Origin of the sequence: Altererythrobacter sp. KTW20L (assembly GCF_023501975.1) — a bacterium.
Taxonomy (GTDB): Bacteria; Pseudomonadota; Alphaproteobacteria; order Sphingomonadales; family Sphingomonadaceae; genus Alteraurantiacibacter.
The window spans coordinates 132,825-152,093 of the sequence record NZ_JAMFLH010000008.1 but is presented as its reverse complement, the minus strand read 5'-3'; the positions used below and the strand labels follow the sequence as shown (position 1 = coordinate 152,093).

Here is a 19,269-nt window from a genome sequence, read left to right as displayed (position 1 = left end):
CCAGACACGCAAACGGCGGGCGTTCCCCAACTAGTAGGGAACGCCCGCCGTCTTGCGTCGCCAATGCGATCAATAGCGGTAGTGATCGGGCTTGTACGGGCCTGCCAGCGGCACACCGATATAGTCGGCCTGCTTCTTCGACAGCTGGGTCAGCTTCACACCCAGCTTGTCGAGGTGGAGCGCGGCGACCTTTTCATCAAGGTGCTTGGGCAGGATGTGGACTTCCTTCGAATAGTCATGCCCGCGCTGCCACAGTTCGATCTGCGCCAGCACCTGATTGGTGAAGGAACAGCTCATCACGAAGCTGGGGTGGCCGGTGGCGCAGCCCAGGTTCACCAGGCGGCCCTGCGCCAGGATGATGATCGACTTGCCATCGGGGAAAGTCACCAGGTCCGTGCCCGGCTTGATTTCCTTCCAGGTGTAGTTCGACAGGGCCGAAATCTGGATTTCGCTATCGAAGTGGCCGATGTTGCACACGATGCTCATCGGCTTCATCGCCATCATGTGTTCGGCGGTGATCACGTCTTCGTTGCCGGTGGCGGTGACGAATATGTCGCAGCGTTGGATCGCCTCTTCCATGGTGACAACTTCATAACCTTCCATCGCCGCCTGCAGAGCGCAGATCGGATCGATTTCGGTCACCATCACGCGTGCGCCGCCCTGGCGCAGCGAATCGGCCGAGCCCTTGCCCACGTCGCCGAAGCCCGCCACGCAGGCGACCTTGCCAGCCAGCATTACGTCGGTCGCGCGGCGGATGGCATCGACCAGCGATTCCTTGCAGCCATAGAGGTTGTCGAACTTCGACTTGGTCACGCTATCGTTCACATTGATTGCCGGGAACGGCAGCTTGCCGCTCTTGGCGATCTGGTACAGGCGGTGGACGCCGGTGGTGGTCTCTTCCGACACGCCCTTGATGTTCTTGACCGTCTGGGTGAGGTAGCCCGGCTTCTTCTGGAGGAAGTCCTTCAGAGCGCGGACGAATTCGATTTCCTCGGCATTCGACGGCTCGAACAGGTCTTCGCCAGCTTCGACCCGTGCGCCCCACAGCGCGAACATGGTGGCATCGCCGCCATCGTCGAGGATCATGTTGCAGGTTTCGTCATCGCCCCAGTCGAAGATCTTGCCGACATAGTCCCAGTATTCGGCCAGGCTCTCGCCCTTCACGGCGAACACCGGAATGCCCTTGGCGGCAATCGCCGAGGCGGCGTGGTCCTGGGTGGAGAAGATGTTGCAGGTGGCCCAGCGCACTTCGGCGCCCAGTTCCACCAGCGTCTCGATCAGCACGGCGGTCTGGATGGTCATGTGCAGCGAACCGGTGATGCGAGCACCGCGGAGCGGCTTGGCCGCGCCGAATTCGTCGCGCAGGGCCATCAGGCCGGGCATCTCGGTTTCGGCGATGTTGATCTCGTCCTGGCCATATTCGGCCAGCGCGATATCCTTGACGATGTAGTCCTTTTCGGCAGCAACAGTAGCCACGTACACTTCTCCTGTCAGAATCGATGGTCTTGGGGTGAAGCGTCGCCGGGGCTCCATGCAACGCGTTGTTCGCAAGTGCACATAGAGCGCGCGGTGCATCCGGACAACCCCCGCCCTTTGCCCCTGCTTCCCGCAAGGGCGGGATCGGATCGCCTGTCTTCCCGTTGTCTCCGAACCCGCGCACCATGCTGGCGGCGCGGTCTTGCCTCTTGCGCCAGAACCAGCATGGCCTATCTCCCAATCCATCCCAGAACAGGAGGATCCGACACATGACGATTTCCAAAGGCGACAAGCTTCCCGCCGACGTAACGCTGGTCAAAGTGACCGCAGACGGCCCCGACAAGGTGCAAAGCGGCGATTTCTTCGCCGGCCGCAAAGTGGCCCTGTTCGCCGTGCCGGGAGCCTTCACCCCCACCTGTTCGGCCAAGCACCTGCCGGGCTTTGTCGAAAAGGCTGCCGACCTGAAGGCCAAGGGCGTTGACGAGATCGCCTGCACCGCAGTCAACGATGCCTTCGTGCTGGGCGCCTGGAACAAGAGCGGCGGCTCTGACGACATCACCATGCTGGCCGACGGCAATGGCGATTTCGCCAAGGCGCTGGGCCTCGATGCCGATTTCACCGGCTTCGGCATGGGGCACCGCAGCCAGCGCTACTCGCTGATCGTCAACGATGGCGTGGTCGAGGAAGTGAATGTCGAAGGCCCGGGCGAATTCAAGGTCTCGAGCGCGGAGCATATGCTCGGCCAGCTCTAAGCCTGCCTGAAAGCGACCAAGGAAAAGGGCGCCCGGCGAGGCGCCCTTTTTTGTGTCAGGTGCTCAGCTTTCCCATTCCACATTCACGCCCAGCGAATCGATGTTGGGCACAAAGTTGGGATGGGCGCGGCGGATCGGGTCGGCGTCGAGGATGGTCGATTCCCCGTCGATGGAGGCGGCCACCATCAGCATCGCGATGGCCACGCGGATGATATAGGGGCTGGTCACCGTGGCGGGCACCAGGCGGCTGCCGCCGAAAGTAATCAGCCGGTGCGGATCGCACAGCAGGGTGTGCGCGCCGAACAGGGCGAGTTCGGTGTGCCAGGTAAGGCCGCCTTCATAGACCTTGTTCCAGAACATCGTCTGGCCTTTGGCCTTGACGCCCAGCGCAATGAAGATCGGCAGCAGGTCAGCCGGAATATAGGGCCAGGGCGCGGCCTCCACCTTGGTGATGAGGTGGCTGGTGAAGTTCGACTGCACCACCAGCTCGTCAGGTGCCTGGAGCCGGGAAAAACCGTCCTTGTGCTCCACATGGGCGCCAAATTTGGCGAAGGTCTGGTCGATCAGCATGAAGTTTTCAGGCTGCGAATTGCGCACCGACACATCGCCGCCGGTGACTGCGGCGAGCGCGAGGAATGTCGCCACCTCATGGAAATCCTCCACGAATGTGTAATCCGCCCCGTGCAGTTCCACGCCGCCATCGACCGACACCATGGATGTCCCCTTGCCGCGGATGCGCGCGCCCATGGCTTCGAGGAAGGCGCACATTTCCTGCACGTGCGGCTCGCAGGCGGCGTTGACGATCTGGCTGGTGCCATTGGCGGTCAGCGCGCTGATGATGAAGTTTTCGGTCGTGGTGACGCTGGCATATTCCAGCCACATCCGTGTCCCCTCGCCCTTCCCGCGCTTGCGGAAGACGATGTTGCGGTCCTCATTGGACACTTCGGCTCCGAAGGCCTTGAACACGGCCACGTGCGGATCGATCTCGCGCGCGCCAAGCGTGCAGCCCTTGACCTCGTTCTCCAGCCGCGCTTCGCCCAGCCGGGCGAGCAGGCCGGGGATCATCATGATGCTTGCACGCATGGCCTGCGGCAGGGTGGCGCGGGCACCTGATGAAATCGTCGAGTGGTCGATCTCCAGCGTCTTGGCTGCCTTGTCCCAGTGCACCGTAGTGCCCAGTTCGGCGAAGAAATCATGGATGCGGGACACGTCGGTAATCTCGGGCACGTTGCGCAAGATAATCGGCGCATCGGTGAGCAGGGTTGCGCACAGCACCGGCAGCACTGCGTTCTTGTTGGCCGAAGGTTCGATCCTGCCCTGGAGCCGCTGGCCCCCGCGCACATACAGCGCTGTCATTCCATGCCTTTCACTATGCTTGTCGTGTTGCGAACCCGCGCAGCATCAATAGCCCATCAGCTTCAGGACTTCCTGGCGGCTCTTCTCGTCCCGCCGGAAAGTGCCCATGACCCGGCTGGTGACCATGTTGACACCTGGCGTACGTACGCCGCGCGCGGTCATGCAGGCATGGCTCGCCTCGATCACCACGGCCACGCCCTTGGGCGAAAGATGCTCCCAGATGCACTGCGCCACTTCGGCGGTCAGCCGTTCCTGGATCTGCAGCCGCCGGGCATAGCCATGCAGCACGCGGGCCAACTTGGAGATGCCGACGACACGGTTGGTCGGCAGGTAGGCAATCGCCGCCTTGCCGATGATCGGCGCCATGTGGTGTTCGCAATGGCTCTGGAACGGGATGTCCTTCAGCAGCACGATCTCGTCATAGCCGCCCACTTCCTCGAACACGCGGGACAGGTGGTGCGCGGGATCCTCGCCATAGCCCTGGCAGTATTCGCGCCAGGCACGCGCCACGCGGGCCGGCGTATCGAGCAGGCCCTCGCGCTCGGGATCGTCCCCTGCCCAGCGGATAAGCGTGCGGATTGCGTCCTGCACATCGTCCGGGACTTTCGGCTTGCCGCGCGGATCGTCTTCGTCCGGCCCGACCAGGCTGCTCATTTCTTGTGTCTTTTCCTTGCCAGTCTGTCTCTGGCCCTCGCCAATAGGCTTCCCGGACGCAAAAGGCCACGCCTGCGGTCAGATAATCCGAACATCTGGTCGGGATGCTCGGGGTCGAGCACTTCGTTCTCGGCCAGCAAGGCGGCCAGCTCGCCGTTCTGCGGGGGATGGAACGGGCGCAGGCGGCAGCCGGGCTTGTCCCCCAGCGCCGCGATCATCCCCGCCATCGACCCTGCCTGGTCGATCAGCCGCTCCACCTCGTCGAGTTCCGCCCCGCAATGTTCGGCAAGGAGCGACAAGCGCAAGCGGCGGATATCGGCGGAGGCATGATCGTTGCCCGGCCGCCGCGCATCGATGAACACGTCGCACTCGCTGTCGAGGCCCATCGAACGGTTGTTGAAGTTGGCCGAACCAACCCGCAGGATCTTGTCGTCCACCACCATCAGCTTGGCATGGACATAGATCGGCGTGTCGCCGGAATATGGTGAGTAGATGTGGAATCGATGCTTCACATCGGCGGCGCGGATGGCTTCGAGCAGGGTGGCGCGGGCCGAGTCCATCGCCAGTTCCTCCACCCAGCCATCGGCGTTGGCGGGGTGGACGATCACCACTTCGGGTGGATCGGGCTCTGCCAGCCGTTTGACGATGGCTTCGCCGATGGCGCGACTGGCGAAGTACTGGTTTTCGGCATAAATGAAATGCCGCGCTTCGGCGATCTGGCGGCAGAACAGCTCCTCAACCTCGTCGATGCGAGCAAGGCCGCCATGTTCGGCACGGCTGCGGGCGATGCCGATCTCGACGTTCTCGAAGTCCGCCGACAGACCATCGGGCCAGGCGCTGTCCTGAGGTATGCTGCAGCGATGCAGCTTCTTGCCGCCCGCGTGTTCCCACCGGGAATGGCCCAGATCCGCAAGAGCAGTGGCCACCTCGCCTTCCATCATCATCGCCACGTCGTGCCACGGTCCGCAGTATCCGCCGCCGGGCGACTGGCGGTTGGGATCGTGCTCAAGGTGCTCGCGCGTGTCCCAGCGGCCCGCAGTCATGTCGATTCCGCCGCAGACAGCGAAACACTCGTCGATCACCACGATCTTCTGGTGATGGCTGCAGCCGACAGGATGGGCGGTGTCGAACTTGAAATCGATCCGCCTGTGCGGTGCCCAGCGCACCAGATCGAGCATCATCGTCCCGCGCGAGAAGAACTTGAATACCCCGATGCTCCACTTGAGGATGCGGATTTCGAGGTCGGGATTGTGCCGCGCCAGCCACGGGATGAAACTGCCGAGCCGGCGTGGATATTCCCGCTTCGTGCCCTTGTGCCACCAGCGCCGACCTTGCGCGAGATGGATACGGGTGTCGAAATCCCACCCGATCAGCAGGATCCGCTGGCGCGCCTTGAGCATGGCTTGCTGGATGCGGGCAAAGTAGTCCTCGCCATCGATGACCAGCGTCGCCCGGGTGGCGCGGGCATAGCGCCACACCCCGGGTTCGACCGAGCCGGCCTCGTCCACGGAGGCATCGGCATTATCTGATGGCAAGTTTGTGCCCCCTTCCCTGCTGTATCAGTCCTTGGCGTCCTCGAGCTTTTCGGGCGTAATCTTCGCCTCGGCCTTCTCGGCTTTCTTGCGGCGATCGAATACCGCCCGCATGTGCTCCTCGTCCTCGGCAGTCAGGTGCTTGTCGAAGTCGGGGAAGTGATCTTCTTCTTCCTCGTCGATGTGATGCAGATAATCGTGCTGCAGATCGCCGAACTTGTCATCCCAGTCTTCAGTCCCGGGTTCGGTCGCCGCAAGGTCGTTGAGCATTTCCTCGATCTCGTGGTGCTCTGCCACCGAATGGCGTGTTTCGTCGGTGGTGGCGGGCTTGCGCATCATCGTGGAATAAAGCGCCTGCTCCTCGGCGGCGGCATGGGCTTTCACCTCGATGGTAAACTGCTCGAACAGTTCGACGCGCTTGTCGTTGTCGCCCTCCGCCCGTTCAATCGACCGCAGCAATGCGCGGTGGCGATCATGATCTTCCTTGAGGCGGGCGAAAATGTCTGTGTTGGTCACGGGTGCGTCCCCTGGTTGCTTATCTTGGGTTAGAACCGGAGACCGCGGGCAAGGTTCCGCGCATGGCCAAAAGGAGGGGGTGCGCCCGGAAGGATTGAGACGGTCGCTGCGCTCCCGCCCCTCTCCGGCGCTGCGCGCCTCCGAGTCCGAAGCTCGAACCTTCTGTGACCCACCAACACAAAAGCCCGCTCCCTTGCGGGAACGGGCTTTTGTGTTGGCGCGCCCGGAAGGATTCGAACCTCCGGCCCCCAGATTCGTAGTCTGGTGCTCTATCCAGCTGAGCTACGGGCGCGCATTGGAGGGGGCCACATAAGGGGGCTGGGTGGGCTTGGCAATAGGCTATCGGGGTGAAGTGGACATTCTCGCCAGCAGGTCGCGATCCATCGGGGCGAGGTCCAGCGCAGCGGCCTCTCTCGCTGCGAACCAGCCCCACTCCTGCCCTTCGTGCGGCACGATCGGACCGCTCCAGCAAGTGGCACTGTAAAGAAACAGGACAACCCGCCCCCCGACCCCTTCGTCCGCCACCAGGAGCGGCGAAAGTGAACTGGCTTCGATGGCGATCCCGAGCTCCTCGGCAATCTCCCGCACCAGCGCAAGTCGCGGAGTTTCCTTGGTTTCTACCTTGCCACCGGGGAATTCCCACAGGCCGCCGTGATGCTTGTGCGAGGGGCGCCGTTGCAGCAGCAGGCGGCCGGCATCGTCCCGCAATGCCAGGGCCACGACTGCCATCCATGTCGGATTACTTTCCACCCTCGGCATGCCTCTCAACCATTCGTTAGCAATTAAATGCGAAAATCGCAGGTAGCAGATTGTACGAGGGATCCACCTGATGTCGGGAATTGCCATCATCAAGAGCTTGCTGCGCGACGAAAGTGGCGCAACTGCTATTGAATACGGTCTGATCGCAAGCCTGATCGTTATTGCCATGATGGGCGCGCTTTCAACGTTCGCCAATGAGGCCAATGACATGTTCGACGACATTGAGACCAATGTCCAGAACGCCCGAGACCTTTAGTAATTTATCAACACATCGTATTTAAAACGCAATTCGTCCGGACGGGAAACTGGGTCGGATCGGGTACCGAAGACTGAAAACCAGGAGACTATCATGACCTTCTTCAAGAACATGCTGCGCGACGAAGCCGGCGCCACCGCCATTGAATATGGCCTGATCGCTGCTCTGATCGCCGTTGCTGCCATCACCGCGCTGAACGGCGTGGGCGGCGAGCTCGAAAACACCTTCAATGAAGTGTCGGGCGAACTCGAAGCCGCGACTGCCGAATAACGATCTAAGGCTAGTTCAAAGCCAAAAAATCAAGGGGCGGCAGGGAAACCTGCCGCCCCTTCCTTTGTCCGCTATCTCGAACAAGCCAAACTTCCGCCAACTAGTTCGACCGGACCACAATCTTGTACTGCTGACCCGGCACTACCGCATCGCTGCCCGACATTCCGTTGAGCACGCGGAAACGCGCTTCCTGCGCATCGGTATAGGCCATGCGCCGCGCCAGGGTCTGCACCGTATCGCTGCGCGCGGCGGTGACAATGTCGATCACCCGGGGAACCACCTGCGCCGCCTGCTGGGCAGTGATGCGCGACATCGAATTGTACATCGAGTTGAATACGCCCGCCTGCCCCGCCGGGGTAATGGCCGCGAAGTGATAGGCCCTGCCGCCGCCAAAATCGTAGGCGAAGACCGTCACGTCCACTTCCTGCTGTCCGTTGTTGACCCGGGCACCACCGAACACTGCCTGGATGCCGTTGACAGTGGTGCGCTGCATGTTCTGCGGCGCAAGTTGCTGCTGCTGTCCACCCAGTGTGCGGAACGCGGTCCGGACATAGTTCTCCAGATTGCCGTCAAAAGCTGCCGTCGTCAGCTGCGCCCGCCCCGCATCGCCGTTGATCGAGACTGCGCTGGTGCCGTTGACCATGTAGAAGCCCTGCGGCGCGGTGAAGCTCAGCCGCAGGTCGGGATGGATGAACTGGCTGCCCTCGATCACGCCCTGGGCCGGATCGTCGCCATAGGTCAACCCGTCGATCCGGCGCATGAAGACCTCGCGGTTGGTTACGCCGCCCGCGCCGGTCGCCTGGGCCTGTGCCAGGGCATTCTGCACCCGGCTGGCGGGATCGGGGTGGGTCGAGGCCCAGGCCGGCATTGTCGCATCGTTGCGGCCCTGAAGCTGCGCATCGAGCGAGTTCTGCGCCGCCAGGCTCTGCAGCAAGGTGGCCATCGAGCGCGGATCGTAGCCCGCCCGGGTCAGGTACTGGACGCCAAGGTTGTCGGCCTCGATCTCCTGCCCGCGCGAATAGGACAGGGTGAGCAGCTGCGATCCCTGCATCGCTGTCTCGGCGATCTGCTGGCCGAGCGGATTGTCACCGCCCAACAGGACGCTCGACAGGATGGCGACGCCGAGCCCGCCAAGCTGGTTACGCTGCGCTGCCGCCTGTCGCCGGGCCGAATGCCGCGCGGCAACGTGGCCGACTTCGTGGCCAAGCACAGCGGCCAGTTCCGCCTCGTTGTTCATCAGGCCGACGAGCTGGCGGGTCACATAGACATAGCCTCCCGGCACCGCGAAGGCATTATTGACCGAGGAATTAAGCAGCGTGACATTGAACGCCCCGGGCGTCGTCGCCAGTCCGGACTGTACTGCAATACCCTGGCCTACGCTTTCGACATACTGCGCATAGGGGCCGGTCATTTGGCCGCCGAATTCGGCAATAAACTGGGGGTGGTACTGCGCGCCCTGCTGCGCTTCGGCTGCGGTAATCGGCGATCCCGGTGCTATGCCAGCACCCGGCACAGTGGCACAGGCGGCAAGCGACAAGGCAGCGGACCCCGCCAGCGCCAGCTTGGTGAAACGCGACAGGTGGCTATGTGTGACAGAAGGCATGGCTGTTCCCCGAATTTTTATCCCTTATGGCCTGACATCTTTGCCAGATCGGGATCGGAAAACAAACCGGTAGAGCGCGCTTTCGTTCCGCGCCGGGTGCAAAGCCTAACGCGCCAGCCCCTCGCCGATGGCCAGGAAGCGTTCTTCGCGCAGCCGTTTCAGCGTAGCGGAATCGTGCCCGGCCAGGGCATCGAGTTCCTCGCCCAGTGCTGCCGCCAGCGCGGCCGAGGCGGCTGCCGGATCGCGGTGTGCGCCGCCCATCGGTTCGGGCACGATGCGGTCCACCACACCCAGGCCCACCAGGTCCTGCGCGGTCATCTTCATTGCTTCGGCGGCCTGCGGAGCCTTTTCCGCCGTGCGCCACAGGATGGATGCGCAGCCTTCGGGCGAGATCACCGAATAGACCGCGTGTTCGAACATCAGCACCCGTTCGGCGCTGGCGAGCGCGACAGCGCCGCCGGAACCACCCTCGCCCACGATGGCCGCGACCATCGGCACGCCGAGTGCGAGGCAGGCCTCCGTCGAACGGGCAATGGCTTCGGCCTGGCCGCGCTCTTCCGCCTCGATGCCGGGAAAGGCGCCCGAGGTATCGACCAGGGTCACCACCGGCAGGCCGAAGCGGTCGGCCATTTCCATCAGCCGGATCGCCTTCCGGTAGCCTTCCGGCTTGCCCATGCCGAAGTTGTGGCGGATACGGCTTTGCGTATCGTTGCCCTTTTCGTGGCCGATCAGCATGACCTTGCGGCCATCCAGAGTGGCCAGCCCGCCCAGGATTGCCTCGTCCTCGCCATAGCAGCGGTCACCGCCAAGCGGGATGAATTCGGAGAACGAATGCTCCACATAGTCGCGAAAATGCGGGCGTGCCGGATGGCGGGCGACCTGCGTTTTCTGCCACGGCGACAGCGTGGAATAGGCCGCGGCAAGGAGGTCCGCGCTCTTCTTTTCCAGCCGCACCAGCTCTTTCGAGATGTCCACGCTGCCGTCTTCGCCCGCGGCGCTGCGCAGTTCGGCAATCTTGGCGTCAATCGCGGCGACGGGCTTTTCGAATTCGAGATAGGAAATCATGACAGCCCCGCTAACCTCCCCGCGCCTTGCCCGCAAGAGGATGCCGCTCGTTTACCAGAGCTACCAGCCGCGCGCTATCGACATGGGTATAGATCTGGGTCGTGGCGATATCGGCATGGCCGAGCAGAGTCTGCAAGACGCGCAGGTCCGCCCCGCCCTCCAGCAGGTGGGTGGCAAAGGCGTGGCGCAGGACATGCGGGCTGATCCGCGCCGGATCGATCCCGGCGCGTGCCGCCAGTTCCTTGACCAGCTGATAGAGCCGGATGCGGCTGATATGCCCTGAACCTGACCGGCTGCGGGAGGGGAAGAGGAAGGGCGAATCTGCACTGCGCACCTCCATCCACCGGGCAATCGCCGCCTGGGCCCGGCGCGAGACCGGCACCATCCGCTGCTGCGATCCCTTGCCGGTGACGGTGAGGAACGGCGCATCGCGGGGCACGGCAGACAGCGGCAGGGACACCAGTTCGGTCGCGCGCAGGCCCGAACCATAGAGCAGTTCGAGCAGGGCCAGGTTGCGCAAACCTTCGGGCGTTCCCGCCCCGGCCTCCAGTTCCGCCCGCTCGAACAGTGCTTCGACCTGCGCATGGCTGAGAATTTTCGGCAGCGGACGGCGGGCCATCGGGCGTGGCAGGGCGGGCGATGGATCGTCCTTGCGCAGGCCCTCGTCCACCAGGAAACCGAAGAACTGGCGCAGGGCCGAGCTTTTGCGCGCCACGGTGGACGGCGCGAGCGCGGCCCACTTGCCCGCCAGCGAGGCGAGCTGGTCCCGGTCGGCTGCGGCGAGATCACCCAGCAGCGCGTCGGCGCTTTCGAGGTCGCGGCGATAGGCGGCCAGCGTATTGGGCGCGGCCCCACGTTCGGCGGCCAGCATGGCGAGGAAGGTGTCGATAGGCTGGGCGATTACCGTATCCTCCCTCTTCCAACTGGCGAAAAAGCCCAACTCCGTTCGTGTCGAGCGAAGTCGAGACACCTGGCGCTGTGGTGTCTCGACTTCGCTCGACACGAACGGGGAATGGCGGGAAAACGTTATCCCCGCGCCACGGCCTCCGCCGCGATCATCCGCGCCTCGGCCCCAAGGCCCACGGCATTGAGCGCGGCGACGATGTGATAGAGGTGACGCGCGGTCATCTTGTCCCACCCGTCGCCCTGCATGCCCACGCCTGCGAGCAGCGCCACCAGTGCCGGGTTGTTGGCCTGTGCTGCCTGCCCGATCCGCTGGCTCCACACGGTCTGCCGCTGCAGGTCCACTCCCAGATCGTTCGAGTACCTCGCCAGGTCGCCGCTATCGATCCGACCCAGCCCGGCCAGGCCCGCCAGGAGGAAGGCCGACTTGCGCTCGTCCGGCGAGCCATCGTCACCGTAGAAACTGCCGAAATCGCCGCCGCTCACCTGCTGCCCACGCGGATCGGCCAGCGCCAGCAAGGCCCAGCCCATCGAGCCGCCCTCGACCGCGCCTGCCCAGCGCATGGCATTGGCATCAAGCCCCGCCGCCAGCATGGAGGCGATCGCATCGCCCGCGTCGTCGGCCAGGGCCGAACTGGCCGGAAGCCGCGCGGCCGCAAAGGCGGTCAACACCATGCGGCCATAGTTGCCATCAGTGCCCCACAGGCTGCGCATGGCGGCCACGCGGTCGGCGGGTTCTGCCGCGACATAGGCCTGGCGCAATTGCGCGGCCCTGCTGCGGCTGTCACCCTCGATCGCCTCGTTGCCGAACATCTGGGAATAGAGATCGACCATCGCCTGCGAGGACAGCACACCGCGCGTGGCCGCCCGGTCGGCTGCGCTGACACGTTGCGCCAGCGGCACGGCGGGGATCAGCACATCGGCAAAATCGAAGCGGGCAGGAGCAGCGCTGCGCAGGCCTTCGGGCAGGTCCACGCCCAGTGCGCGCGACAGCGACAGTCGCCAGGGGCTGAGCCGGTCCACCCCGTCCCATTCGATATTCACCGCGCGCCCTGCATCACCCGCAGCCCCGGCAAAGCGCTGGGCCAGCCGCACGTCGATTTCGGGTGCGACGCCGGTACCCAGGGCCCGGTCAAGCTGGCGTTCGGCCGAGCGCTGGTCGCCAAGGTAGGCGTCGCAGATCGCCCTGGTCAGTTCCCACTCGCCATCGTCGCGCAGGTCCGGGTGGAGGCGCGAGAGCGGACAGAGGCCGAGCAGGTCTCCGGTGGTCAGATAGGCATCGAAGGCCGCGTCCAGCATGGCGCGGTCATAGAAGTTGCCATCGACATCCTGCACGAGGTCCACCGCCACGCGGGCCTCGCCCATGCGGTTCAACAGGCTGGCACGCAGGGCGGCGAATTCCACCGGGCTCATCCCGGCGGGCGCGTCGAGCCTGCTGGCAAGGGCGCGGCGCAGCAGGATATGGCCCCAGCGCGACACCATCGGCCCGCGGTTGCCCTCCATCGCGGCGCGCACCAGCGCGGCGGGCTGGCGAGCGAGCGAGGCGTAGGGGAAGCCCCCTTCGCTGCTGGCGAGCAGGCCCACCCGCTCCATCGACCGGCGGGCGGCGGGCGGCACGTCGAACTTGGGACGCAGGCCGAGCACCTCGTTGATCTCGTCCTCTTCCATCGCTTCCAGTTCGGCGAGCGAGGGGAAGTTTGCCGGCAGGCCGGGTATCGGACCGGGGGCAGAGGGCGATCCGGCGCCCGGCAGCGGCTGGACCACCGGCCCGGACGTGCTGCGCGGCGCGGGCGTGCCGGGCTGCTGCGGAGGCACGGTCGGCTGCGGACGCGGCACCTGGGTCTGCTGCGGGCGCGGCGCGGGCGCTTCGGGCGGCGGATTGTTGAAGATGTCGGGCAGCAGGTCTTCCGGCTGGGCCAGCGCCAGCGACGAGGTGAAGGCCAGCGCAGCCGCGCCCGCCCACAGGCTCTGTTTCACAGCCCGCCTCATGCTTCCACATCCGGCAATGAAACCGGCTCCACAATCAGGCGCTGTTCCTCGCGCCCGCCATCGATCCAGGCCAGCGCGACAAGGCCCAGGGCCAGCACGATCACTACGATTACTAAACTCATCGGGCGCTTCGCCACCAATCCCTCGGTTCCCGGCCCCACAGGAAGGGGCGCTACAGATTTGCAGAGGCGGGTTAGCCCAATTATAGGCCCTGCGGCAATGAACAACACGCGGGGCATCGGGGGCAAGGGCCCGCAGGGGGCTGGAAGCCACTCGCGACTCGCGGCGCTCGCCGCGCGCATCCGGGCTGAGATCGACCGGCCGATCGTGCTGGTGGGCATGATGGGCGTGGGCAAATCGACCATCGGCCGCAAGCTGGCGCAGGTGCTGGCGCTGCCCTTTGCCGATGCCGACGATGCCATCATCGAAGCGGCGCAAATGCCGATTGCCGACATCTTCGACCAGTTCGGCGAAGACCATTTCCGCGATGGCGAGCGGCGGGTTATCGCCCGGCTGCTGGAAGGCGGGCCTTGCGTAATCGCCACCGGCGGCGGCGCTTTCGTCAATCCCGAAACCGCCGCGCTGATCGCGGACAAGGGCATCACCGTATGGCTCGACAGCGATATCGACACGCTGGTCGAACGGGTCGGGCGCAATACCAAGCGGCCCCTGCTGCGCGGCGGCAACGTGCGCGAAATCGTGACGCGGATGAAAGCCGAACGGGAACCCGCCTATGCCCGCGCGACGATCAAGGTGATGAGCGATGCGGGGCCGCACAATGCCACCGTCAACCGTATCCTGGAGGCGCTTGAAGAATGTCTGTAACCCGCGTTGAACTGGCTGGTCGATCCTATGAAGTGCGCGTCGGCGGCGGCCTGCTGGCCGATGTTGCCGCCCAGTGCGGGCCGCTGTTGCGCAAGAAGGTGGTGCCGATCATCACCGATGCCAACGTGGCGGCCGCCTGGCAGGACACCGTGGCGCAGTCCTTGCGCGCGGCGGGCCACGAACCGCGTTTCCTGGTGCTGGGTGCGGGCGAGGCGACCAAGAGCTGGTCGGTGCTGGAACTGGTCATCGACTGGCTGCTGGCCGAGGAAGTGGAGCGCGGCGACCATGTGTTGGCGCTTGGCGGCGGAGTAATCGGCGACCTGACCGGCTTTGCCGCCGCCGTGCTGAAACGCGGCTGCGGGTTCATCCAGCTGCCCACCACGCTGCTCGCCCAGGTCGATTCGTCGGTTGGCGGGAAAACCGCGATCAACAGCCGCGCGGGCAAGAACCTCGTCGGCGCATTCCACCAGCCTTCGCTGGTGCTGGCCGATCTCGATACCCTCACCACCCTGCCCCAGCGTGAACTGGGCGCAGGCTATGCCGAGGTGATCAAGTACGGCATCCTCGGCGATCCGGCCTTCTTCGACTGGTGCGAGGCGCACGGACCCCAGGTGATCGCGGGCGACCGGGCGGCGCAGGAATATGCCGTGGACATGAGCGTGGCCGCCAAGGCCCGCATCGTGGCCGAGGACGAACGCGAAACCACCGGCGCCCGCGCCCTGCTCAACCTGGGGCATACCTTCGGCCATGCGCTGGAAGCCCAGACCGGCTTTTGCGACCGCCTGCTGCATGGCGAAGGCGTGGCGCTGGGCATGGTCTTGGCAGCGCGCTATTCGGCACGCAAAGGCTATGTTTCGCAAGGGGATGCCGCACGCATTGGCGCAGCAATCGGGGGCGCGGGGCTGCCGGTCGAGGTGTCCACGCTAGGGCTCAACTGCGATGGCCGGGCGCTGGCCGATCACATGCTGCACGACAAGAAGATGGACGCGGGCACCCTGCCCTTCGTGCTGCTCAAAGGCATTGGCCAGGCCTTCCTCGACAAGCAGGTGGCGCTGGATGATGTGGCGGCGTTCCTTGACGAGCAACTGCAAGGCTGACAGCATCAACGGCTCAGCGCGGTTCGGTCCCTTCCACGCCGCGCAGGGTGCTGCATTCGCTGGCCTTCCCGCCAGTAATCACGCTGAACTCGCCATCGGTTTCCAGCACTACGGCGGCGATCCCGGCCAGCTCGCCGTGGCCCTTCTTGCGGACTGCGGCGAGTACTTCGCCTTCGGTAACACGCTCGTCACGCATGGCATCGCGCAGAAAATCGCCATCGCGCAGCACCAGCCGCGGGTTGGAACGGATCACCTGCTTGAACCAGCCCAGCCGCACCGAAAGCCAAGCCACCAGCCACTGCAGCCCGCACAGCACCACGAAAGCCAGCGCGCCCTCGGCATAGCTGACATCGGTGCTGAGCATGATGGTGGCGAGGGTTGAGCCGAGCGCCACCGTCACCACGAGATCGAAGATGTTGAGCTTGGCGAGCGAGCGCTTGCCCGCACTGCGCAGGATCAGGATCAGCGCGGCATAGGTTGCCGGCGTGATGACGAGGATGCGCCACAGGTCGGACCAGTTATCGAACCACATGGCATTGATACGCGCGGGGGCCGGGATAGTGCCTCAGGCTTGCAGCACCGGCTCAAGGTCCACCTCATCAAAATCCGCCAGCAGCGCGCCGATCAGAAGGCTGCGGTGGCACTCGGCGGCATTGCGTTCAAAACACAGCAGGCAGACCCGCTGCTCCAGCGCCAGGTCGCGCAATTCGGCCATCTGCGCCATGGCCTCGGGCAGTTCGAGCTGCCCGCCATAGACCGCTTCCAACACGGCATGATCCCCCCGCCGCGCCGCCGCCCGCCCCTCTGCCGGGGTGCCGAGATGGCGGAAATGGCGATAGCCAATCCCCGCCTCCTCCACCGCCGCCTTGAGCGAGCTCTTGGAAAAGCCGGGGCGGCGCGAAAGGGGCAGATAGCGGATGTCGGCGAGGACTTGGACGCGGGCGGCGGTCAGCGCAGCGACGAGTGCGGCCTGGGTGGCCTGTTCATAGCCGATGGTGAAGATGGTGTGGGGCATATCCCAACAACTCCCGTCATCCTGAACTTGTTTCAGGATCCATTTCGCGGTTGGCGCAGCGGCTCGTTACCATGCTCCGCGATTGCGGCATGATGGATCCTGAAACAAGTTCAGGATGACGAATTCGAACTGTCGGGAGGTCACCCCCTCACAACGGCATATTGTCATGCTTCTTCCACGGGTTAGCCAACCGCTTGCCCCGCAGCATCCGCAGCCCCAGCGCGATCCGCCGCCGCGTATCGCGCGGCATGATCACGTCGTCGATGAAGCCCATGCTCGCCGCCACGAAGGGGTTGGCGAAGCGCGTTTCGTATTCGGCGGTCTTGGCGGCGATCTTTTCGGCGTCACCGCGGTCGGCGCGGAAGATGATCTCCACCGCCCCGCGCGCGCCCATCACCGCGATTTCCGCCGTGGGCCAGGCGAGGTTCAAATCGCCGCGCAGGTGCTTTGACGCCATGACATCGTAGGCCCCGCCATAGGCCTTGCGGGTGATAAGGGTGATCTTGGGCACGGTCGCCTCGGCATAGGCATAGAGCAGCTTGGCCCCGTGCTTGATGATGCCGCCGTGTTCCTGCGCGGTACCGGGCAGGAAACCGGGCACGTCCACCAGCGTGACCAGCGGTATCTCGAAGGCATCGCAGAACCGCACGAAGCGTGCCGCCTTGCGGCTGGCGTCGATATCGAGCACGCCCGCCAGCACCATCGGCTGGTTCGCCACCACGCCCACGGTGCGGCCCTCCACCCGGCCGAAACCGCAGATGATGTTGGCCCCGTGCGCGGGCGCGATCTCGAAGAAATCGCCGTGGTCGAGGATCTTGCGCACCAGTTCGTGCATGTCATAGGGCTGGTTGGCATTGGCCGGGACCAGCGTGTCGAGGCCCGGCTCCATCCGATCGAACGGATCGTCGCACGGCAGTTCCGGTACGCCTGCACGGTTGCTGGATGGCAGAAGGGTGATGAAGTCGCGCGCGGCCAGCAGTGCCTCGATATCGTTGGCAAAGGCCAGGTCCGCCACGCCGGTGCGGGTCGAATGGGTCAGCGCGCCGCCAAGCTCCTCCTGTGTCACACTTTCGTTGGTGACGGTCTTCACCACCTCCGGCCCGGTGACGAACATGTAGGAGCTGTCTTCTACCATGAAGATGAAATCGGTGATCGCGGGCGAATAGACCGCCCCGCCCGCGCATGGCCCCATCACGAGGCTCAATTGCGGCACCACGCCGCTCGCCAGGGCATTGCGCTGGAACACCTCGGCATAGCCGCCAAGGCTGGCCACGCCTTCCTGGATGCGCGCCCCGCCGCTGTCATTCAGCCCGATGATCGGCGCGCCGACTTTCAGCGCCATGTCCATCACCTTGCAGATCTTCTGCGCGTGGCGTTCGGACAACGCCCCGCCGAACACGGTGAAATCCTGCGCATAGACGAAAACCAGCCGCCCGTTGATCGTGCCGCTGCCGGTGACCACCCCGTCGCCCGGCACGCGCTGCTCCGCCATGCCGAAATCGGTGCAGTTGTGTTCGACGAACATGTCCTGCTCCACGAAAGAACCCGCATCAAGCAGCACATCCAGCCGCTCGCGCGCGGTCAGCTTGCCCTTGGCGTGCTGCGCATCGATCCGCGCCTGCCCCCCGCCCAGCAGGGCAGCAGCGCGGCGGCGTTCCAGTTCAGGCATATTGGCCGACATGCGATGAGGGTTAGAGTGACACTCCCTCCCCTGCAAGGGGAGGTGGCATGGGAGGATGCCCTGACGGAGGGGGCTCTCGACCCACGCCCCTCCACCGGGCTGCACCCGGTCCCCCTCCCCGCGAGCGGGGAGGAAACTACTTCAGCAGGACCAGCTCTTCCGCCATGCTCGGATGCAGCGCCACGGTTTCGTCGAACGCTTGCTTGGTCAGGCCCGCCTTCAGCGCCACGGCGGCGATCTGCAGGATTTCCGGCGCTTCGGGCCCGATCATGTGGATGCCGAGGATCTTCTCGGTCACCTCGTCCACCACCATCTTGTAGAGGCCGCGCTCGGCATGGGGGGAATAGAGGTTCTTCATCGGCCGGAATTCGGCGACATAGGTCTTCACCTTGCCGTGGGTTTCCTTGGCCTCCTGTTCGGTCAGGCCCACGCCCGCCAGCGGCGGCTGACAGAACACCGCGCTGGGGATGTTCTCGTAATCCACCGTGCGCGGGTTTTTGCCGAACACCGTGTCGGCAAAGGCATGCCCCTCGCGGATCGCCACGGGGGTCAGCTGCACCCGGTCGGTCACGTCGCCCACGGCATAGATCGAGGGGCAGTTTGTGCGGCTGTACTCGTCAACCGGGATCGCGCCGCCCTTGCCCAGCTCGATGCCGACGCATTCGAGGCCGAGGCCCGCGGTCTTGGCCGAGCGGCCGGTGGCGACCAGCACCTGGTCGACCTTCACCTTCTCAGTCCCGCCCAGATCGACCAGCAGGCTGCCATCGTCCTGTTTTTCGACCGATGCCACTTCGCTGTTCATGCGGAACACAATGCCGCGCCCCATGGCGATGTGCAGCATCCGTTCGACCACCTGCTCGTCATAGCCGCGCAGCACGCAGTCGGAGCGGTTGATGACGGTCACCTCGCTGCCCAGCGCATTGAACACGCCGGCAAATTCCATCGCGATATAGCCGCCGCCGACCACCATCAGGCTTTTCGGCTGGGTTTCGAGGTGGAATACCTCATTGGACGATATGCAGTGCTCCACGCCGCTAAAGGCAGGCATGGCAGGCCAGCCGCCCACGGCGATGAGGATATGCGCGGCAGTGATCTCGCGCCCCGATGCCAGCTTGACGCTGTTGGGCCCGGTGATCGTGGCCCGTTCGGCAAACAGTTCCACCTCGTGGCTGGCCAGTGTCTTGCCATAGAGGCCTTCCAGCCGGTCCACATCGGCATTGACGAAATCGCGCAATTTCGCCCAGTCGAAGCTCTTGCCTTCGATGGTCCAGCCGTAGTTTTCGGCGTGCGAAAGCTCCTCGGCAAACATCGAGCCATAGACCAGCATCTTCTTGGGCACGCAGCCGCGGATCACGCAGGTGCCGCCCACGCGGTGTTCCTCGGCAATCGCCACCCTGGCCCCGTGGCTGGCGGAAATGCGCGCCGCGCGCACCCCGCCCGAGCCCGCGCCGATAACGAAAAGGTCATAGTCGAAGCCGGACATCTGCGTGTTGTCTCCCGTTTGAGCCCGCGCATATGGC

Annotated in this window: 20 protein-coding genes and 1 tRNA gene; 5 read left to right on the top strand and 16 right to left on the bottom strand. The window is 64.7% G+C overall.

The genetic code is table 11. The features are described 5' to 3' along the window. Nucleotides 1–69: 69 nt before the first annotated feature. The gene (gene ahcY, locus M3P36_RS09955; protein WP_249703094.1) at nt 70–1,476 is read right to left on the bottom strand and encodes an adenosylhomocysteinase; all 1,407 of its coding nucleotides are present in this window, start codon (nt 1,474–1,476) and stop codon (nt 70–72) included. Nucleotides 1,477–1,745: 269 nt separating this feature from the next. Between ahcY and M3P36_RS09950 the strand changes: the two genes are divergently transcribed. Further along, the gene (locus M3P36_RS09950; RefSeq protein WP_249703093.1) at nt 1,746–2,228 is read left to right on the top strand and encodes a peroxiredoxin; all 483 of its coding nucleotides are present in this window, start codon (nt 1,746–1,748) and stop codon (nt 2,226–2,228) included. A 63-nt stretch (nt 2,229–2,291) separates the two neighbouring features. On the opposite strand, the gene M3P36_RS09945 is transcribed toward M3P36_RS09950, so the two are convergent. From M3P36_RS09945 to M3P36_RS09920, 6 genes are all read right to left on the bottom strand, one after another. Then, nucleotides 2,292–3,584 (bottom strand): UDP-N-acetylglucosamine 1-carboxyvinyltransferase, encoded by a 1,293-nt coding sequence (locus tag M3P36_RS09945; RefSeq protein WP_249703092.1) that lies wholly within the window; start codon nt 3,582–3,584, stop codon nt 2,292–2,294. Nucleotides 3,585–3,629: 45 nt separating this feature from the next. Continuing rightward, a complete protein-coding gene (gene folE, locus M3P36_RS09940; protein ID WP_249703091.1) occupies nt 3,630–4,238 on the bottom strand; it encodes a GTP cyclohydrolase I FolE in 609 nt (202 codons plus the stop codon). Then, a complete protein-coding gene (locus tag M3P36_RS09935) occupies nt 4,235–5,773 on the bottom strand; it encodes a phospholipase D-like domain-containing protein (protein ID WP_249703090.1) in 1,539 nt (512 codons plus the stop codon). Before M3P36_RS09935 ends, folE begins: the two co-directional genes overlap by 4 nt. 24 nt (nt 5,774–5,797) lie before the next feature. Continuing rightward, nucleotides 5,798–6,286: a hemerythrin domain-containing protein gene (locus M3P36_RS09930; protein WP_249703089.1), complete on the bottom strand. Its 489-nt coding sequence runs from the start codon at nt 6,284–6,286 to the stop codon at nt 5,798–5,800. A 215-nt stretch (nt 6,287–6,501) separates the two neighbouring features. Next, nucleotides 6,502–6,578, bottom strand: a tRNA-Arg gene (locus M3P36_RS09925). 47 nt (nt 6,579–6,625) lie between these two features. Then, entirely contained in the window at nt 6,626–7,015 is a 390-nt protein-coding gene (locus tag M3P36_RS09920) for a (deoxy)nucleoside triphosphate pyrophosphohydrolase (protein WP_249703088.1), read from the bottom strand. A 100-nt stretch (nt 7,016–7,115) separates the two neighbouring features. On the opposite strand from M3P36_RS09920, the gene M3P36_RS09915 reads away from it, so the two are divergent. Then, a complete protein-coding gene (locus tag M3P36_RS09915) occupies nt 7,116–7,301 on the top strand; it encodes a Flp family type IVb pilin (RefSeq protein ID WP_249703087.1) in 186 nt (61 codons plus the stop codon). A gap of 93 nt (nt 7,302–7,394) precedes the next feature. Further along, a complete protein-coding gene (locus tag M3P36_RS09910) occupies nt 7,395–7,571 on the top strand; it encodes a Flp family type IVb pilin (protein WP_249703086.1) in 177 nt (58 codons plus the stop codon). A 100-nt stretch (nt 7,572–7,671) separates the two neighbouring features. Here M3P36_RS09910 and M3P36_RS09905 read toward each other — a convergent pair whose 3' ends face one another. The 5 genes from M3P36_RS09905 to M3P36_RS15175 all read right to left on the bottom strand — a co-directional run bounded on the left by M3P36_RS09905 (nt 7,672) and on the right by M3P36_RS15175 (nt 13,253). Then, nucleotides 7,672–9,174, bottom strand: a complete 1,503-nt coding sequence (locus M3P36_RS09905) for a M48 family metalloprotease (protein ID WP_249703085.1) — start codon at nt 9,172–9,174, stop codon at nt 7,672–7,674. Nucleotides 9,175–9,279: 105 nt separating this feature from the next. Then, nucleotides 9,280–10,239 carry an acetyl-CoA carboxylase carboxyltransferase subunit alpha gene (locus M3P36_RS09900; protein WP_249703084.1) on the bottom strand — a complete coding sequence of 320 codons (960 nt, stop codon included), beginning with the start codon at nt 10,237–10,239 and terminating at the stop codon, nt 9,280–9,282. Between the two features lie 10 nt (nt 10,240–10,249). Then, nucleotides 10,250–11,140: a tyrosine recombinase gene (locus tag M3P36_RS09895; protein WP_349630566.1), complete on the bottom strand. Its 891-nt coding sequence runs from the start codon at nt 11,138–11,140 to the stop codon at nt 10,250–10,252. Nucleotides 11,141–11,265: 125 nt separating this feature from the next. Then, nucleotides 11,266–13,119: a hypothetical protein gene (locus M3P36_RS09890; RefSeq protein ID WP_249703083.1), complete on the bottom strand. Its 1,854-nt coding sequence runs from the start codon at nt 13,117–13,119 to the stop codon at nt 11,266–11,268. Nucleotides 13,120–13,127: 8 nt separating this feature from the next. Then, entirely contained in the window at nt 13,128–13,253 is a 126-nt protein-coding gene (locus M3P36_RS15175; RefSeq protein WP_283773415.1) for a hypothetical protein, read from the bottom strand. Between the two features lie 97 nt (nt 13,254–13,350). On the opposite strand from M3P36_RS15175, the gene M3P36_RS09885 reads away from it, so the two are divergent. After that, nucleotides 13,351–13,956, top strand: a complete 606-nt coding sequence (locus M3P36_RS09885) for a shikimate kinase (RefSeq protein ID WP_249703082.1) — start codon at nt 13,351–13,353, stop codon at nt 13,954–13,956. Then, nucleotides 13,947–15,053, top strand: coding sequence for a 3-dehydroquinate synthase (aroB, locus tag M3P36_RS09880; RefSeq protein WP_249703081.1), 1,107 nt, complete (start codon nt 13,947–13,949; stop codon nt 15,051–15,053). Before M3P36_RS09885 ends, aroB begins: the two co-directional genes overlap by 10 nt. A gap of 13 nt (nt 15,054–15,066) precedes the next feature. On the opposite strand, the gene M3P36_RS09875 is transcribed toward aroB, so the two are convergent. The 4 genes from M3P36_RS09875 to gorA form a co-directional block, all read right to left on the bottom strand. Continuing rightward, on the bottom strand, nt 15,067–15,585 hold the full coding sequence (locus tag M3P36_RS09875) for a DUF421 domain-containing protein (protein WP_249703080.1): 519 nt from the start codon (nt 15,583–15,585) through the stop codon (nt 15,067–15,069). Nucleotides 15,586–15,618: 33 nt separating this feature from the next. Then, entirely contained in the window at nt 15,619–16,068 is a 450-nt protein-coding gene (locus M3P36_RS09870) for a DUF488 domain-containing protein (RefSeq protein ID WP_249703079.1), read from the bottom strand. Nucleotides 16,069–16,216: 148 nt separating this feature from the next. Continuing rightward, complete coding sequence (locus M3P36_RS09865; protein ID WP_249703078.1) at nt 16,217–17,749, bottom strand: acyl-CoA carboxylase subunit beta; 1,533 nt, start codon at nt 17,747–17,749, stop codon at nt 16,217–16,219. 136 nt (nt 17,750–17,885) lie between these two features. Further along, a complete protein-coding gene (gene gorA / locus M3P36_RS09860) occupies nt 17,886–19,232 on the bottom strand; it encodes a glutathione-disulfide reductase (RefSeq protein WP_249703077.1) in 1,347 nt (448 codons plus the stop codon). Nucleotides 19,233–19,269 lie beyond the last annotated feature (37 nt).

Coding starts and splice junctions, on each gene's coding strand:
- M3P36_RS09950 (WP_249703093.1), top strand. CDS start 1,746: ATGACGATTTCCAAAGGCGACAAGCTTCCCGCCGACGTAACGCTGGTC.
- M3P36_RS09945 (WP_249703092.1), bottom strand. CDS start 3,584: ATGACAGCGCTGTATGTGCGCGGGGGCCAGCGGCTCCAGGGCAGGATC.
- folE (WP_249703091.1), bottom strand. CDS start 4,238: ATGAGCAGCCTGGTCGGGCCGGACGAAGACGATCCGCGCGGCAAGCCG.
- M3P36_RS09920 (WP_249703088.1), bottom strand. CDS start 7,015: ATGGCAGTCGTGGCCCTGGCATTGCGGGACGATGCCGGCCGCCTGCTG.
- M3P36_RS09915 (WP_249703087.1), top strand. CDS start 7,116: ATGTCGGGAATTGCCATCATCAAGAGCTTGCTGCGCGACGAAAGTGGC.
- M3P36_RS09910 (WP_249703086.1), top strand. CDS start 7,395: ATGACCTTCTTCAAGAACATGCTGCGCGACGAAGCCGGCGCCACCGCC.
- M3P36_RS09905 (WP_249703085.1), bottom strand. CDS start 9,174: ATGCCTTCTGTCACACATAGCCACCTGTCGCGTTTCACCAAGCTGGCG.
- M3P36_RS09900 (WP_249703084.1), bottom strand. CDS start 10,239: ATGATTTCCTATCTCGAATTCGAAAAGCCCGTCGCCGCGATTGACGCC.
- M3P36_RS15175 (WP_283773415.1), bottom strand. CDS start 13,253: ATGAGTTTAGTAATCGTAGTGATCGTGCTGGCCCTGGGCCTTGTCGCG.
- M3P36_RS09885 (WP_249703082.1), top strand. CDS start 13,351: ATGAACAACACGCGGGGCATCGGGGGCAAGGGCCCGCAGGGGGCTGGA.
- aroB (WP_249703081.1), top strand. CDS start 13,947: ATGTCTGTAACCCGCGTTGAACTGGCTGGTCGATCCTATGAAGTGCGC.
- M3P36_RS09875 (WP_249703080.1), bottom strand. CDS start 15,585: ATGTGGTTCGATAACTGGTCCGACCTGTGGCGCATCCTCGTCATCACG.
- M3P36_RS09870 (WP_249703079.1), bottom strand. CDS start 16,068: ATGCCCCACACCATCTTCACCATCGGCTATGAACAGGCCACCCAGGCC.
- M3P36_RS09865 (WP_249703078.1), bottom strand. CDS start 17,749: ATGTCGGCCAATATGCCTGAACTGGAACGCCGCCGCGCTGCTGCCCTG.
- gorA (WP_249703077.1), bottom strand. CDS start 19,232: ATGTCCGGCTTCGACTATGACCTTTTCGTTATCGGCGCGGGCTCGGGC.